The sequence below is a fragment of the Paenibacillus terrae HPL-003 genome (genome assembly GCF_000235585.1).
Lineage (GTDB): Bacteria > Bacillota > Bacilli > Paenibacillales > Paenibacillaceae > Paenibacillus > Paenibacillus terrae_B.
Map to the genome: position 1 here is coordinate 4107963 of NC_016641.1, position 15352 is coordinate 4123314.

Sequence of the window (15352 nt, forward strand, 5' to 3'; positions counted from 1 at the left end):
GGAGGGGGCTATGGAATGTCATCCGTTAGCAGTAATTTGAGTAAAAGCAGCGGGAGACTGCAAATAGCTAAAAAATCTTCAATGTGGCGGCAGGCGCTGCGGCAGCTGTTCAGAAACAAGCTGGCTATGGCCGGACTGCTCGTCGTTGTATTTATGTTTTTGCTATGTTTTATCGGCCCGTTATTTTCTCCCTATGCCGATAACAAGACGAATATATTGATGATGAACAAGGCACCGAATATCCATCACTGGCTGGGAACGGACAAACTGGGACGGGATGTGCTGACCCGTGTGATGCAGGCAGGCCAAATTTCCCTCACCGTGGGATTGGCATCGATGGTGTTGTCTGTCTTTTTGGGAGCTACGCTGGGCGTCATATCGGCGTATTTTCGCGGGATTGCGGATCAGATCATTATGCGGATCGGTGATTTGCTGCTGACCGTTCCGAGTTTGCCGCTGCTGTTCATTATGGGCGCGCTACTGTCCGACTGGAAGGTTCCGCCGGATCAACGTATGTATATCGTCATGCTGATGCTCAGTCTGGTCAATTGGCCAGGGATCGCGCGGATGGTGAGAGGTCAGATGCTTAGTTTGCGGGAGCGTGAATTTATGCAGGCTGCAACGGTGCTGGGACTGTCGAACCGACGCAAGCTGTTCAAGCATCTATTCCCTAATATTATGCCATTGCTGATTGTTATCGCCACTTTGAACATTGGCGGAGCTATCCTGAGTGAATCTGTACTTAGCTTCTTCGGCCTTGGCGTGCTACCTACAACACCGACTTGGGGCAACATGATTGATGCGGCCAACAATGTGCTGGATTTTCAGCAGCGTCCGTGGATGTGGATACCGCCTGGCCTTTCCATTTTTGCTACGGTCATCGCCATTAATATTTTTGGTGATGGACTGCGGGATGTACTTGACCCGAAACATAAGAGGTAGGTGATCATACACCATGAACAATGTACTTTCGATTGAGCATTTAAGCACTCATTTTTATACAGAAGAAGGCACGGTCAAGGCGGTGGATGATATCAGCTTCCGTGTGAAGTCGGGGGAGACGGTTTGTATTGTCGGAGAATCAGGATGTGGCAAAAGCATCACCGCGATGTCAATCATGGGCCTGATCCAGAGCCCCGGAGGTAAAGTGGCAGGCGGAAGCATCCGTTTTGAGGATACCGATCTGCTGGGACTTAGCAGAAATGAGATGCGCACGATTCGCGGTCATGAGATATCTATGATTTTTCAGGAGCCGATGTCATCGCTGAATCCGGTCATGACTATTGGGGAACAGTTATCCGAGCCGCTGCTCGAGCATTTGAAAATGGGCCGCAAGGAAGCGCACAAGCGGGCGCTGGAGCTAATCGCACAGGTAGGCATTTCCCGACCTGAGCAGATTATGAAAAGCTATCCGCATGAGCTGAGCGGTGGAATGCTACAGCGCATCATGATTGCCATTGCCGTTTCCTGCGGACCCAAGCTACTTATCGCGGATGAGCCGACTACGGCGCTGGACGTAACGATACAGGCGCAAATTCTCGACATGCTGCGTGAATTCAAGGTGCAATCCAATATGTCGCTGATGCTGATCACCCATGATCTGGGCGTTGTTGCAGAAATGGCGGATTACGTGATTGTGATGTACGCAGGCAAGATTGTCGAGGAAGGCGAAGTGGTACAGCTATTTAATCATCCCAAGCATCCTTATACGCAAGGATTGCTAAAATCCAAGCCAGTACTAAATCAGCGTCAAAAGGAGCTGTACTCCATCCCTGGACAAGTGCCTAATCCGCTGGAGCTCACCACATCCTGCTATTTTCATGACCGCTGCGGGCATTGCATGGACATCTGCCGAGTGAAGGAGCCTGTATTAAAAGAAGTTTCAACACAGCAAAAGGCATCCTGCTGGTTATATGAGGAGGCGGTTGTTCATGGCTGAGCCATTGCTGGAAATCGACCGCTTAAAAACGTATTTTCCAGTCAAGTCCGGGTTTATGAACCGTACCACGGGGCATGTGCGGGCGGTGGACGACATCAGCTTTACGATCCGTCAGGGAGAAACTTTCGGTCTGGTGGGCGAATCGGGAAGCGGCAAAAGCACGGTAGGCCGTACGATTGTTAGATTGACGGACAAGACGGACGGCACCATTAAATACAAAGGAGTGGACCTGCACAGCCTGTCCGCCAAAGGGATGCAGGAGCTCCGCCCTAAAATCCAGCTGATCTTTCAGGACCCGTACAGCTCACTGAACCCACGTGTGCGCATCGGAGATGCCATTGGGGAGGCGCTGCTGGATCACGGTATAGCAACGAAAGAGCAGGTCCGGCAGATCGTACTGGACGTGCTCAAGCTGTGCGGATTGTCAGAGTATCATATCGACCGTTTTCCGCATGAATTTTCAGGAGGTCAGCGCCAACGAATAGGCATTGCCCGGGCGCTGGCGCTCCAGCCAGATCTGATCATCGCTGATGAGCCCGTTTCGGCGCTGGACGTGTCCATTCAGGCGCAGATTATTAATCTGTTCTCCAAGTTGCAGGCCGAGCGGGGACTGACGTATCTGTTCATCTCGCATGATTTGAGCGTGGTGGAGCATCTGTGTTCCCGCATTGGAGTGATGTATTTAGGCTCCATGGTCGAAACCGCTTCGCGTGACGAGCTGTTCGGGAATCCGCTTCATCCATATACGAAGGCGCTGCTGTCGGCTGTACCGATCCCAGTGCCGAAGCTCAAAAGAGAGCGGATTTTGCTCAAAGGGGATATCCCAAGTCCGGTTAATCCACCTTCCGGCTGCAAATTCCATACTCGCTGTCCCTTTGCTATTGACCGCTGCTCCAAAGAAATTCCACTTTATCGTGAGGCTCGTCCAGATCACTGGGTGGCTTGCCATTTGGCTGAATGAACAGAGCTAACAGCAAATTTTCCAGTCGTTGAAACGACAGACCGTTCATCGCAATGAATCGGTTCTGTTGTTTCAGCGGCTTTTTAATGTTGTGATGTAAGCCGCTTGGGTTGACAACCCACTTGAAACAGCGGTATATTAAATGATAATCGTAATGATTACTATTTAAAATAAAGATCATGTCCATTTCCGTGTTTGTCCATCCAGTGGCAGGGGTGGAGAGCGTTCATGATTGGCATATATCACAAGGAGGAGCTTTATATGGCTAAGAAGTCGAAAGTGGTTAAAGAGAAGAAACGTCAGGAAATTGTAGCTAAATATACGGATCTGAGACGTGAACTGAAAGCAAATGGGGACTACGAAGCATTACAGAAGCTTCCGCGTGATTCTTCCCCGACCCGTCTGAAAAGTCGTTGTGAGCTGACAGGCAGACCGAGAGGTTACCTGCGCAAATTCAAGCTGTCCCGTATCGCGTTCCGCGAGCTGGCTCATAAAGGCCAAATTCCAGGCGTTACGAAAGCCAGCTGGTAATAAGGTTATCCTAACCACTCACAGAATCCGATTCCCGCATTAGGGGTCGGATTTTGTGTACTTAAGACATCTTTAGAAGCGGAGGCTCACATATGAATCAGTTGGATTGTATTATTGTTGGTGCAGGGCCTGCGGGCATCGGCATGGGGAATGTGTTGCAAGATCTGGGTGTAACTGAGTTTGTCATTTTGGAGCGTGGAGAGGTCGGGTCCAGCTTTTTATTATGGCAAAAGGAAATGCGTTTACTGACGCCTTCTTTTACGGGCAATGCTTACGGCATGCTGGATCTGAACGCGGTGACGATGAATACATCTCCGGCCTATACACTCGGTACGGAGCATCCGTCAGGACGGGAATATGCTGCTTATCTGCAAGCTGTTGCTACATTTAAGGAATTGCCGATTGAAACGGGCATAGATGTTATTTCGGTCCGCAAAACAGCCTCAGGCTTTCAGGTGGAAACGTCCAAGGGAACGAAGCTGGCGAAGCACGTGATTTGGGCAGGCGGTGAATTTCAGTATCCACGGCTGGACGGGTTTCCCGGTGCAGACCTTTGTTTACACACTAGCTTGATTCAGGACTGGACGCAGGTGGAAAGTGGCGAAGTGGTCATTATCGGCGGCTATGAAAGCGGAGCGGATGCGGCAATTCATTTGGCACGGCTAGGCAAAAAGGTACAGGTCATTGATCGCAACGGAAGATGGCATGTCAAGGGGAGCAGCGATCCGAGTGTCGAGCTGAGTCCTTATACGAAGGATCGTCTACGTGATATTTCATCGACAGGGCACGCTACTTTCGTAAATGGATATACAGTATACCGTGTCGAGGCTGCTGGAGATAACCTGTATGATGTCTATTGTGAGGATGCAGATGGCAATACGATGATGCTTCAGACCGGACATGCCCCGATTTTAGCGTCAGGCTTTAAAGGCAGCATTACTTTAATAGAAGATTTATTTGAAAAGGACGAGCAGGGACGGGTACTGCTGAATACCAAGGATGAATCTACCATTACACCTGGGCTGTTTCTTGTTGGACCGGGCGTAGCCCACGGCAATCTCTTGTTCTGCTTTATTTATAAATTTAGACAGCGCTTTGCAGTGGTAGGTCAAGTGATCGGGAATAACCTGTCACTAGAAATGCCTATGTTGGACACTTACCGGAAAGAAGGGCTGTTGCTGGACGATTTGAGCTGCTGTGGCGAGGAATGTAAATGCTGACGAAAAAAGCAGCGGATCACGGTGGGATCGTACTGGCAGGCTTTGAGTCGAGCGGAAAATCCGCTCTGTTTCGTGGGCTTTCCGGGCAAGATACCGGAGAGGAGTCCAATTTTCGGGGATCGACGGTTATGACCCGGCGTGCTTTGGTGGAAGACGGCGGTTTTAAAGTCATTTGATACGCCTGGCATTCGCGTGAAGGATGACAGTGATACAACCAGACTGGCTATGGAGCAGATGGGGGATGCGGATACCATCGTGCTTGTCGTACGCGCCACCCACGCGCAAACTGAGCTGTCTGAACTGATTCAATCGCTGCTGCTAAAGGGGAAAAGGCAGCTTTGGTGCTAAAACCTGATCTAATGTATCCCAGAAGGACAGGCATGAAATGCTTCGCGTCATAGGATGATGTGGAGCATTCTTTTTTATGGCATTTATATTGCTGTTTGTATTGATTCTCCCCGGAGGGTTAGGTAAAATATGGACGGGTTAAAAATAATACATAACAAAAGATTACATAATGTGGCGATATCAGATTATGTATACCTCAGGAGGAAAGCTACAGGATGGATGAGCAGCAGAAAAAAGATTCATTTTGGAGTCTGGTGAAAAAGGGGAACAAGTCCTCAGGCTCAGCAGCGCTGGGTAATACCGGCATTGCGCTAATTAAGGGGATTGCTTTTGCCTTGACAGGCAGCGGTTCCATGTTTGCCACAATGATGCATTCGATTGCAGATGCGGTGAACCAGGTGTTTGTATTCGTGGGCAGCGTGCTGGCAGAAAAAAAGCCGACAAAGCGCTTTCCTACCGGCTTTGGACGGGTGATTAACCTGTTTTGTATGGTCGCTGTTATTGTCGTGACGATCATGGCCTATGAAACCGCATTGGAAGGCATCCATTTATTACAGCATCCGGCTGAATCCACGCATGGATTTTGGATTAATGTGGTGGTCCTGATTTTGTCTCTGGTGGTTGACGGGTTTGTATGGAGCAAAGCGATGAAGGAAGTGCTGCATGAATCCAGAGTTGAGGCGAAGGGGTTCGGCATTTTTACCTCTGCGTTTCGTCATGTGGGACGTGCTGCGCCGCCAACTCGTCTGGTGTTTTATGAGGATCTGGTAGCAACAACGGGGGGTGTGCTTGCCCTGCTGGCCGTTGTGGTTACCTCGCTGACCAATTTTAAACTGCTGGACGGGATATCGAGTATTCTCATCGGCTGTCTTATGGTAGGCGTTGCGTTTCGGGTTGGCTACGACAATATGGTGGGCTTGATTGGAGTATCTGCTCCCCCTGATATCGAAGAACGCGTGGCCTCCATTATTCTTGCAGATACGCATGTGACGGATATTTACCAAATGCGTATTTTGCAGGAGGGACGCTACTATCACGTAGAAGGGCTGATCGAGCTTACACCAGGAATGACACTGGCAGATGCGGACGATATTAAATTCAGAGTCGAGGATGCTTTGTTACGTGATCCTAATATCTCAGATGCAGCACTTGGTATTCTGGAGGATGACGGGATTAAAAACTGGAAACCAGAAAAGCCCAAAGCCTAGAAACGATAAATACAAGCGAATCTGGACAGAGCCTGGCTATAGCGTAACAAGAACTTCCATGACCACAACAACGTGGCGTGGAGGTTCTTTTGTGTTTTACGATATTGTTTTTCTACCCCTTTGAATTTAGGGTGATTGTTAGATACAATGAAAGCGTTAACAAAAAAGAAGGCGAAACGAATGTGTCTCATGGGGAGGAAATGCAATGAGTCTTCTGAAGGAGGCTTGGCCTGCTTCGCGGCTCGTCACGGTGCTGACTGGCAGTTCGCAGGATGCAGCAAGGCAACAGTTAAGGCGTGAGTGGACGAAAAGGCTGCGGGTGACTGTCTCTGAGCCGATATACGCCGGGCTTTGGAAGGATATTGAGCGTGTATGTGAGAATAACCGGGAAACGCCATGGCCGACGCTTCCGTTGTCTCTGTTCCGGCAGTTTTCGAATACAGGGGAGCGCAAGCCATATGAGGATGTGTACTTTGAACGGCGCGGACGACTGGCAGCCCTCGTGCTGGCAGCCGTTGCCGAACCGGAGTCTTGGCGGATCAAAGAGGTGGAGAGCGGTCTCTTGGACATCTGCGGGGAGTATACATGGGCACTTCCTGCACATGTCAGGGAAGAGGATACGGTGACGCCGCCCTGGCAGCAGGTGGATTTATTTGCGTCTGAAACCGCGCAAACGCTGGCTGAAATCATACTGCTGCTCGGCGAGCAACTGGATAGTCATGTGGTCGTTCAGGTGCGCGGGGAGATCGAACGGCGTGTATTAGAACCGGTATTTTGGGAGCCGCGTCACTTCCAATGGGAGACAGCAGATCACAATTGGGCGGCTGTATGTGCTTCCGGTTGCGGAATCGCCGCATTGCTGCTGGCAGAAGATGATCCACACAAAGCTGCGGCTATCGAGAAAATGCTCGGTGCGCTGGACTGCTTCTTGGCAGGCTACAGGGACGACGGGGGTTGTCCCGAAGGAGTCGGTTATTGGGTGTATGGCTTTGGTTATTTTATCCATTTTGCCGATATGCTGCGTGAGTTTACCGGGGGGGCTGTGGATATCCTCACCTCGGAAAAGGTTAGGCAAATAGCGGCCTTTGCGGAACGGGTTCATCTGTCGGAAGGCATGTTTGCTAATTATTCGGACAGCAGTGAAACCGAACGCCTTCCATCTGGACTCATCTCTCGTTTGAATGCTTTGCAGGGACGACCGTCTACGCTGCCTTTCCGCATACCAGGTCTACTAGAAGACCCTTGCCGCCGTTGGGCGCATATATTGCGCAATCTAGTCTGGACGAATCCTTTGGCCTTTGGGAACAGTGAGGCCGTAGTCCATTATTTGCCACAGCTTGGGTGGTTGATGTGCCGCGTTCACAGCCACAGCATATCTGGAACTCCTACAGTGGAACAGGGCCCAATACTTGCTTTTTCAGCAAAGGGTGGGCATAACGATGAACCGCACAATCATAATGATCTGGGACATTTTATCCTTCATGGCGGTGGTGAAAATCTGCTGTGTGATCTGGGAGCCGGCTTATATACGAAAGCCTATTTCTCACCGGGGCGAGAGTCGATCATCAACATTTCCTCTGGTGGTCATTCTGTGCCTGTTATTAACGGGACCATGCAGAAATCAGGTGCGGAGGCCCAGGCGGTTGTGCTGGATATTGCCTTGGGAGAGCAAGGGGCGGCACAGGCGGACACAAGGTTTAAGCTGGATTTGACATCTGCGTATCCCGTAGAAGAATTGGCGCTGTTCACCCGCTCATTTGCATGGAATGTGTTGGAGAGGAACGAGGGGGCGAAGCTTACCGTCACAGATCATTTTGAGTTTGAGACGTCTGACGGGAGCATACAGCCGTGGAATGTGGAAGAGAACTTGATCAGCCGTATTCAGCCTTATACGGGAACAGGATTTGTGGAATGGAAGGGAGCGAGCGCGGCGGTCAGACTGGATTATGATGCCAGCGTGCTGCGTCTGGAGGTGGAGGCTGTGCAGCATATGGATCATGACGGGGTACCGTTTGTGTTTTACAAAACATCGTTAGGGCTGGCCTCGGATCGCTGTGGCGGCGCTGCAAGCGTGGATTGCGAGCTGTTTTTTACCATAAATCATTCTTCATTTTGAATGGGAGGCTGACAGAATGAATAAACTGCACACAGGCAGCGTGTATCCTTGGCAGACGGAGCTGGAGGAATTTATAGAACGGTTGGATGAACAGTTGGAAATCGGGCTGAATCGAGTGGAGGACGGCTGGACTCACCAACGTAAGCTTGCTGTGCTGGAAAAGCTGGTTCGTGCTTATACCCCGCATCAGGATGAAAATGGGGCCATCATCGACCCTCATTCTGATCGTGAACGGTATTACTCAACTCCATCCTATGCTTTGGCAGCGGCGGTACTGGTCAAAGAAGGTCGGCATGACTTGCTCGAATCCGCTGCGGCGGCCCTAACCCACAGCATAGCGTGTGTAGTGGAGAGAAAGGCCCCGGATCAACATCCGGACTTTTTTCCGATCATGATGATGGGGGCATATCGACTGCTCAAAAACCTGCTGCCAGAGCAGGCTACAGCATGGAAGCAGCAGTTGAGCCAGATTCAGCCGGAAGATACCTACATTTTTACGATGAGCAAAATGAAAAATCCGAACCGTATGATCAACTGGAACGCGATTATGATTTCCGGTGAGTTTATGCGTGCGGCAGAAGGAATTGCCGCGGATTCGGAATGGATGGAGGCGTATATCCGTAGTTATCATTTGCCTCGCTTTACCGGATTGGGATTGTATCAGGATGGTCCGCTGGACCGGCCCAATAGCCCGTTCGCCTACGATATCGTCACACGCTTTCATCTGGGCATGATGCTGGAGGCCGGATATGATGGCGGGTGTGCCCCTGAACTCCGCGACCATCTTCAAAGAGGGGCGCTCAGCTCACTGTTGGCGTTATCCCCGCACGGGGAAATTCCGCCGCGTGGAAGAAGCGCGCAGCATCAGTGGAACGAAGCGACGGCGGCCTTCGTTTTCACGACACATGCGCGGCAGGCTTTTGCAGCAGGCGAGCACGGGCTGGCAGGCGCATTCCGGCGGGCAGCGGACCTGTGCTGGCAGGCGATTGGCCACTGGCAGACCGACGAGGGCAAGCTGCATATCGTCCGCAATCATTATTCATCCGAGGCTCGGCATGGCTTCGAGGTGTACTCGAACCATACCTGCTACAGTCTGTGGACGGCTGCTGTACTGGCTTATACACTTCTGCACGGAGCGGATTTGGAGCGCATTTCACCATCCTTTATTCCGGCGGAAATGGGCAGCCGAGTGCTGGAAACGGACGGCTGGTTCCAGACCGTCATTGCGAACGTAGAGGGTCAGCAAATGCTTGTGCAGACATCGGTCAATGACCCGTACAATATTCCCGGCATCGTGCGTATTCAGCGTTCCGTGTTGCCACCGCTAATCGGTCCGTCCTCGGCAGGGCATGCAGACCGCGGCTTTACAGGTTTTGCGGAAGGGGATATTTTCCCGCTCAGCTATACCCCGGCTTGGCAAACGGAAGACGGGAAATGGCACAGTCTGTCGGAAGGCATTCCTGGCACGCTGGAGTTTGACCGGGATGGGGGTATTGATCCGCTGGACGGTGGGGGATCGGTACAAATGGAGCAAAGCTCTGCATCTGACGGAGCGACTGAGTTCACGTTGTTGTGGAAGGGTCCGTTTCCGGGCGTGTGGGAAATTCGAACGCATTATCGGCAGGTACCCGGCAAGATTGAGGTGACATATGAGCTTCAAGGCAGCATTCAGGCTGTGGGGGCACTTATTCCTTTATTGGCATATGACGGCCGGGAACGCAGTGTCATTCACCATGTCATGTCAACAGGTGAAGAAAAGGAAAGCATTCGGGTGGAATATGCAGGTGCGAGTCTGGAAGTTATTCCAGTAGCGGAAGGAACGAATGTCGTGTGGCCAGAAGAACTGGCTTCCGTGGCCTGTCGGAATGGGTTACTCAAGGGAGCGCGTTTGGAATGCGAGGGCAGCCGTATTTCTTTTATCATTCATTTGCCGGCATAAATGAGGGCGGGAATCATAGATTTTTTTAACATGTGGAAAAGGGAGAGTGAAGAGCAATGACTGAAACAGCAGCATGGCTGGAACAATCGTGGGAGCTGGCTTTGGACAAAACGCTTGCCTTGGCGGCAAGACTGGGGAACGCCTTTCCACATGTTGCAGAAGGTGGACGTTATGATCATCGTGAGGAAGAATGGTGGACGGCAGGCTTTTATCCAGGTTTGCTATGGCTGGTAAATCGAGCACGCCCTGACAGCGGAGCTGCCAGAATTGCACAGCAGTGCGAGGAACGTCTGGAAAAGGTGCTATACAATAGTGAAGCCATAGACCATGATCTTGGCTTTATTTGGCTGTTGAGCGGTGTGACAGCCCATCGGTTGACTGGAGATCCAGAATCCAGAAGACGTGGGCTGTTAGCCGCTAACTTGCTTGCTGCTCGTTTTAACGTGAATGGCCGTTTTATTCGCGCGTGGAATTTCCATGCCAAGGACATGGATACGCGGGGCGTAGCGATTATAGACAGCATGATGAATCTGCCCTTACTCTATTGGGCTTCGAAGGAAAGCGGGGACCCGCGCTTTGCGGCTCTGGCTGTGCAGCATGCCGATACCGTAGCGCGTGAGTTTGTCCGTGCTGACGGTTCGATTGCGCATGTGGTCGAGTTCGATCCGGAGATTGGAAAAAAACGCGCCGAGCACGGCGGACAGGGATTTGCATCCGGCTCTGCCTGGGCACGTGGCACGTCATGGGCTTTGTACGGTTTTACGCTTTCGTACGGGTATACACGCGATTCGCGTTATTTGAAGGTAGCCGAGAACACGGCAGACTTTTTCCTGTCCCAACTGGGCGATGCTTGCCTGCCTGTGTGGGATTTTAGAGCGGAGGAGGGACACCGCGAAGCTTGGGATTCGTCTGCTGCGGCTATTGCGGCGAGTGGTCTGCTGGAGCTGGCAAAATATTCGACGCGTGCGGAGCATTTTACGACGGCAGCAGAATCCATTCTCAAGGGCTTGCATGAGACATGTACAGCATGGGAGCAGGATCATGAGGGACTGCTCATGAATGGAACTGTACATTATCCCGAGCAAAAATACATTAACGTTCCCATCATCTACGGCGATTATTTCTTTGTTGAGGCATTGGCAAAACTACGTGGAGAAGAAGGCTTGTTTAGTGTGTAATGTAAAATGATTTTTCGAATTATTCATTGTAGCTAATAGGTCAGCGTGAGGCGAACGAAAGAGTTCATGGCTATTTCATATGAAGCTAATGTAGGTTCGTTGAAGGCAGCGTGTGTGTAATTTTCATTTACATATACGCTGTTTTTTTATAACCGAAATAGCTGTTTGCAATTCGATGCTAAAGAACCACTTCTAGTAGGAGAGAGGGGAAAGCTTTGTTTAGTTCATACTAAATCAGAGCCAAAATATTGCAGATAAGCTCTTGCTCTTATAAAATTTTTCGTTTTAATGCATGGATATAGGTCTTATTACTTATTTATGAGAATTTACTCGTAAATTGACAAATGGGGTAGGCATTCGTATGATAACCTCTTGGATAAAGGGATAAATTGGGTTTTAAATCTCATTTAAAAAGGAGTTATGCATCACCATGGAAACAACTAACGATAGTGAGAAACAGATATACGGAGGGTTTTGGAAAAGGACGGCTGCGTTTGTGATTGATCTGATCATTGTAACTGTAATGGCTCTTTTAGTAGGCGGAGTATTTTTCATGATCCCAGTCTCGCTGGACATGGAGGAGATTGGTTTCATAAAAGCATTACATATGTTGTGGCCACTGATTTTTTGGCTCTTAGTGCCGTGGCTGTATTGTGTGCTTTGGGAGTCGTCAAATGCACAAGCAACGCCGGGCAAGCTTGCGTTTTCTCTAATTGTCGTGAACGAGGAAGGAAAGCGTCTTGGATTCATGCACGCCTCCGGGCGTTATTGGATTAAAGCTATTTCTTTTATGATTGCTCATATTATTTACATCGTTGTTGCTTTTACTGCAAAAAAACAGGGACTACACGATCTTTGTGCCAATACCTTGGTTGTGAATAAAAAAGAGCTGCAACGACATGAACAGCAACCGTCTTTAATTTAAAGGTTTAAGACAATCCAAGAATCCCAGGGCAACAGCGATCGTAAGATCAAAACCTACGCGCAGCGTCCTCACACAAACGAACCTCGATGCCCTTTCTTCTATAGAATTTCATACCGAAATAAAAAATGTAAGCCGTTCTTACAGTTTTCATGTTCTTTTTAGCTTGTTTTGCGTTATAATGAAAGGATGCACATTATGAACGAATTGGAGGCACAGCCCGATTGACTACTTATCCTTTTGCCTTTGATCCGTCCAAGCCGTTTATTGAGCAGGCAAGTGACTGGATTGCGGATGTATTTTATGAAGTTTTGCCTGAAGTCGGCTTTGAGGTTCGGGATGAACAAATTTATATGGCATTCCAGTTGGAGCGTGCCTATAAGGAAAAGAAAACGATTTTCGCGGAAGCAGGTGTGGGCACAGGTAAAACACTGGTGTACCTCCTGTACGCTATTGCATATGCCCGGTACATGAGAAAGCCTGCGATTATCGCCTGTGCGGACGAGTCGCTGATTGAACAACTGGTAAAGCCGGAGGGAGATATCGCCAAGCTGGCGCGGCATTTGAGCCTGACGATTGATGCTCGGCTGGGGAAGTCGCCGGATCAGTATATTTGTCTGAACAAGCTGGATAACGTACGCAGCGGATTGGATGATGACGCGGATGTGTTCCGTGATATCTATCAGGACCTGCCGGATTTTGTCCATTTTCCGGATACGCTACAGTCCTTTACCCCTTATGGGAACCGCAAAGAGTATCCCGAGCTAACGGACGGACAGTGGAGCAGACTGGGCTGGGATGTATTTCAAGATTGCCTCGTTTGCCATCAGCGGCATCGTTGTGGACAGACGTTGTCCCGCGATCATTATCGCAAAGCGGCAGATCTGGTTATCTGCTCTCATGACTTTTATATGGAGCATGTCTGGACCTATGAGGCGAGAAAGCGTGAGGGCCAACTGCCGTTACTGCCGGAGCACAGCTCTGTTGTCTTTGACGAAGGGCATCTGCTGGAGACAGCGGCGCAGAATGCACTCACTTATAAGCTGAAGCACGCTCAATTTGAGGCCATTATTACCCGTCTGCTGGAGGGGGAAGTGCGGGAATCGCTGGCAATGACGATTGAAGATGCGATATCCCAAAGTGAAGCCTTGTTCGCTGCGCTCGAAAAGAACAGTCAGCCTGTACAAGGTTCTAATCGCAAGGAGTTTACCTTGAATGAGTCGTTGATTCGAGAGGTAAACCGCTTTGGCGAACTGATCGGTGCGATTGAGGAAGAGCTTGTATTTGAAAGCGGGTTATTCTCTCTGGATGAGTACCAGGTCAAAATCGTGGAAGAGCATCTGGAAATGATTCAGACGGCGTTGGCCTTGTTTAAGCATCCGGAACTCCTGATTTCGTGGGTGATGGAGGATCAGGATGGATTAACGCTTGTGGTTATGCCTAAGATGGTAAAAGAGATTCTCAAAGAACGAGTATTTGCGCAGCATATACCGATTGTATTCTCATCAGCTACACTTTCCGTGGAGAGTTCCTTTGATTATATGGCGCAAAGCCTCGGTATAGAAAATCCACTGACGTTTTCCGTTGCTTCACCGTATGATTACAACGATCAGATGCAAGCGGCATTATATCCGTTGCAGGCGGGGCATGATCCAATCCAGAGAGCGTTGGCCCTGCTGGAGAAATCGCAAGGTAGAGCGCTTATCCTGTTTCCTTCACAGGAGGAATTGGACGCATTCAGAATGGGGCTCGCAGCTTACCACGGAGCGTCTGCTTTTCGTTTTCTATATGAAGGATCGGCTGAAATCAGCCATCTAATCTCATCTTTCCAGAATGATGAGGAAAGCGTCTTGTGTGCTGTTACATTATGGGAAGGACTGGATATTCCGGGCCCGTCCCTGTCGCACGTCATCATCTGGTCGCTGCCTTTTCCTCCGAATGATCCGGTTTTTACGGCACTGCGCAAGGATGCGACAGATCCGTTTATGGAGATAGATATGCCTCATATGGCGCTCAGACTTAGACAAGGCATCGGGCGATTAATTCGCTCGCGGAATGATCGGGGCTGGATCTCCATCATGGGCCAGGATCTGAACCGCGAAGAAGTACGTACACAGGTTTTACAACTACTGCCTGCGGGCGTAGAATGCACTGTAATCGAAGGAAATCCGGAGGGAATGAAGACATGTTAAATTTTACATCGTACACGGTAGATCAGATTAAAGACGCTTTTGGTATTTTGAGTGGGCAGCGTTATGAATTTATGATTGATGTTGAGGTTGAAGAGGACGACGAGCTCTACACTGAAAACGGGCTGTATATCCGTACGCTTTATTTAGTAGATGAAGAGAAAACAGGAATATTGAAGTATGAGCTGATTGAAAAAGTAACGAACCGTTACATCGAGCTTGAACTGGAAGAGGATGAGTTGCAGGCTGTCGAGAGCTTTTGCAAAGAGCATGTGCAGGACGGAGCCGTAAAGTAGCATAATAGAACGCTTGGCTGTGATAGCCATCTTATAATAAAGTATGTAAAGGAGTCCTGATGTGATTGATCAGGCTCCTTTTTTTCACGCTCATTCAAGGGATATTCATCTGTCTCAGCGCAGTCTGTCCCACACATTCACCATAAACAGCACAACTCCGACCGCCAGTAGTACCCACCCCATGATGATCCAAACTCCAATATCAGGCACCTCGTACTTTTTGCCTACAGTTGCTAACACCAGCACCGGCAAGCCGATATTATGCAGCCAAAAATGGACGCGTGCCAGCATAGTAACCGAAAGTGCAGGAAAAGCCACATAGATCAAACCTATAGTTCCGAGAGCCGTCCAACCAAGCAAATGAATATGAGACTGAACGCTGGACAGCCTGTAATCGCCCGACACGTCAATAATCACACTAAGCAACGCACTGAGGGCAAAATACACAGCAGCTATTTTAATGAATTGCTTTCCCATATGAAATCCTCCTCATAATTGTAGGCAT

General features: G+C 49.7%; 15 protein-coding genes. 14 read left to right on the forward strand and 1 reads right to left on the reverse strand.

Translation table 11 applies throughout. The features are described from left to right. Positions 1-15 precede the first annotated feature (15 nt). The 14 genes from opp4C (at position 16) to HPL003_RS18820 (ending at position 14847) form a co-directional block, all read left to right on the forward strand. On the forward strand, positions 16-942 hold the full coding sequence (opp4C, locus tag HPL003_RS18760; protein WP_014281300.1) for an oligopeptide ABC transporter permease: 927 nt from the start codon (positions 16-18) through the stop codon (positions 940-942). A gap of 13 nt (positions 943-955) precedes the next feature. Then, a complete protein-coding gene (locus tag HPL003_RS18765; RefSeq protein ID WP_014281301.1) occupies positions 956-1939 on the forward strand; it encodes an ABC transporter ATP-binding protein in 984 nt (327 codons plus the stop codon). After that, a complete protein-coding gene (locus tag HPL003_RS18770) occupies positions 1932-2900 on the forward strand; it encodes an ABC transporter ATP-binding protein (protein ID WP_014281302.1) in 969 nt (322 codons plus the stop codon). The genes HPL003_RS18765 and HPL003_RS18770 overlap by 8 nt, the downstream gene beginning before the upstream one ends. Positions 2901-3161: 261 nt before the next feature. Further along, the gene (rpsN, locus tag HPL003_RS18775; RefSeq protein ID WP_014281304.1) at positions 3162-3431 is read left to right on the forward strand and encodes a 30S ribosomal protein S14; all 270 of its coding nucleotides are present in this window, start codon (positions 3162-3164) and stop codon (positions 3429-3431) included. A gap of 92 nt (positions 3432-3523) precedes the next feature. Continuing rightward, a complete protein-coding gene (locus tag HPL003_RS18780; RefSeq protein ID WP_014281305.1) occupies positions 3524-4651 on the forward strand; it encodes an NAD(P)/FAD-dependent oxidoreductase in 1128 nt (375 codons plus the stop codon). Continuing rightward, positions 4645-4827, forward strand: coding sequence for a hypothetical protein (locus HPL003_RS18785; RefSeq protein ID WP_014281306.1), 183 nt, complete (start codon positions 4645-4647; stop codon positions 4825-4827). The genes HPL003_RS18780 and HPL003_RS18785 overlap by 7 nt, the downstream gene beginning before the upstream one ends. Continuing rightward, positions 4790-4999: a P-loop NTPase family protein gene (locus HPL003_RS28610; RefSeq protein WP_148267406.1), complete on the forward strand. Its 210-nt coding sequence runs from the start codon at positions 4790-4792 to the stop codon at positions 4997-4999. The genes HPL003_RS18785 and HPL003_RS28610 overlap by 38 nt, the downstream gene beginning before the upstream one ends. A gap of 215 nt (positions 5000-5214) precedes the next feature. Beyond that, positions 5215-6207, forward strand: coding sequence for a cation diffusion facilitator family transporter (locus tag HPL003_RS18790; RefSeq protein WP_014281308.1), 993 nt, complete (start codon positions 5215-5217; stop codon positions 6205-6207). 205 nt (positions 6208-6412) lie between these two features. After that, the gene (locus HPL003_RS18795; protein WP_014281310.1) at positions 6413-8323 is read left to right on the forward strand and encodes a heparinase II/III family protein; all 1911 of its coding nucleotides are present in this window, start codon (positions 6413-6415) and stop codon (positions 8321-8323) included. 16 nt (positions 8324-8339) lie between these two features. Continuing rightward, entirely contained in the window at positions 8340-10262 is a 1923-nt protein-coding gene (locus HPL003_RS18800) for a hypothetical protein (RefSeq protein WP_014281311.1), read from the forward strand. 56 nt (positions 10263-10318) lie between these two features. Continuing rightward, entirely contained in the window at positions 10319-11440 is a 1122-nt protein-coding gene (locus HPL003_RS18805; protein ID WP_014281312.1) for a glycoside hydrolase family 88 protein, read from the forward strand. 430 nt (positions 11441-11870) lie between these two features. Beyond that, a complete protein-coding gene (locus HPL003_RS18810) occupies positions 11871-12365 on the forward strand; it encodes an RDD family protein (protein ID WP_014281313.1) in 495 nt (164 codons plus the stop codon). 221 nt (positions 12366-12586) lie between these two features. Further along, the gene (locus HPL003_RS18815; RefSeq protein ID WP_014281314.1) at positions 12587-14554 is read left to right on the forward strand and encodes an ATP-dependent DNA helicase; all 1968 of its coding nucleotides are present in this window, start codon (positions 12587-12589) and stop codon (positions 14552-14554) included. After that, on the forward strand, positions 14548-14847 hold the full coding sequence (locus tag HPL003_RS18820; RefSeq protein ID WP_014281315.1) for a DUF6509 family protein: 300 nt from the start codon (positions 14548-14550) through the stop codon (positions 14845-14847). The genes HPL003_RS18815 and HPL003_RS18820 overlap by 7 nt, the downstream gene beginning before the upstream one ends. Before the next feature lie 114 nt (positions 14848-14961). Here HPL003_RS18820 and HPL003_RS18825 read toward each other — a convergent pair whose 3' ends face one another. Then, entirely contained in the window at positions 14962-15324 is a 363-nt protein-coding gene (locus HPL003_RS18825) for a hypothetical protein (RefSeq protein WP_014281316.1), read from the reverse strand. Between the last annotated feature and the right edge of the window lie 28 nt (positions 15325-15352).

Coding starts and splice junctions, on each gene's coding strand:
- HPL003_RS18790 (WP_014281308.1), top strand. CDS start 5,215: ATGGATGAGCAGCAGAAAAAAGATTCATTTTGGAGTCTGGTGAAAAAG.
- HPL003_RS18810 (WP_014281313.1), top strand. CDS start 11,871: ATGGAAACAACTAACGATAGTGAGAAACAGATATACGGAGGGTTTTGG.
- HPL003_RS18825 (WP_014281316.1), bottom strand. CDS start 15,324: ATGGGAAAGCAATTCATTAAAATAGCTGCTGTGTATTTTGCCCTCAGT.
- HPL003_RS18785 (WP_014281306.1), top strand. CDS start 4,645: ATGCTGACGAAAAAAGCAGCGGATCACGGTGGGATCGTACTGGCAGGC.
- HPL003_RS18780 (WP_014281305.1), top strand. CDS start 3,524: ATGAATCAGTTGGATTGTATTATTGTTGGTGCAGGGCCTGCGGGCATC.
- HPL003_RS18770 (WP_014281302.1), top strand. CDS start 1,932: ATGGCTGAGCCATTGCTGGAAATCGACCGCTTAAAAACGTATTTTCCA.
- rpsN (WP_014281304.1), top strand. CDS start 3,162: ATGGCTAAGAAGTCGAAAGTGGTTAAAGAGAAGAAACGTCAGGAAATT.
- opp4C (WP_014281300.1), top strand. CDS start 16: ATGTCATCCGTTAGCAGTAATTTGAGTAAAAGCAGCGGGAGACTGCAA.
- HPL003_RS18765 (WP_014281301.1), top strand. CDS start 956: ATGAACAATGTACTTTCGATTGAGCATTTAAGCACTCATTTTTATACA.
- HPL003_RS18795 (WP_014281310.1), top strand. CDS start 6,413: ATGAGTCTTCTGAAGGAGGCTTGGCCTGCTTCGCGGCTCGTCACGGTG.
- HPL003_RS18805 (WP_014281312.1), top strand. CDS start 10,319: ATGACTGAAACAGCAGCATGGCTGGAACAATCGTGGGAGCTGGCTTTG.
- HPL003_RS18820 (WP_014281315.1), top strand. CDS start 14,548: ATGTTAAATTTTACATCGTACACGGTAGATCAGATTAAAGACGCTTTT.
- HPL003_RS18800 (WP_014281311.1), top strand. CDS start 8,340: ATGAATAAACTGCACACAGGCAGCGTGTATCCTTGGCAGACGGAGCTG.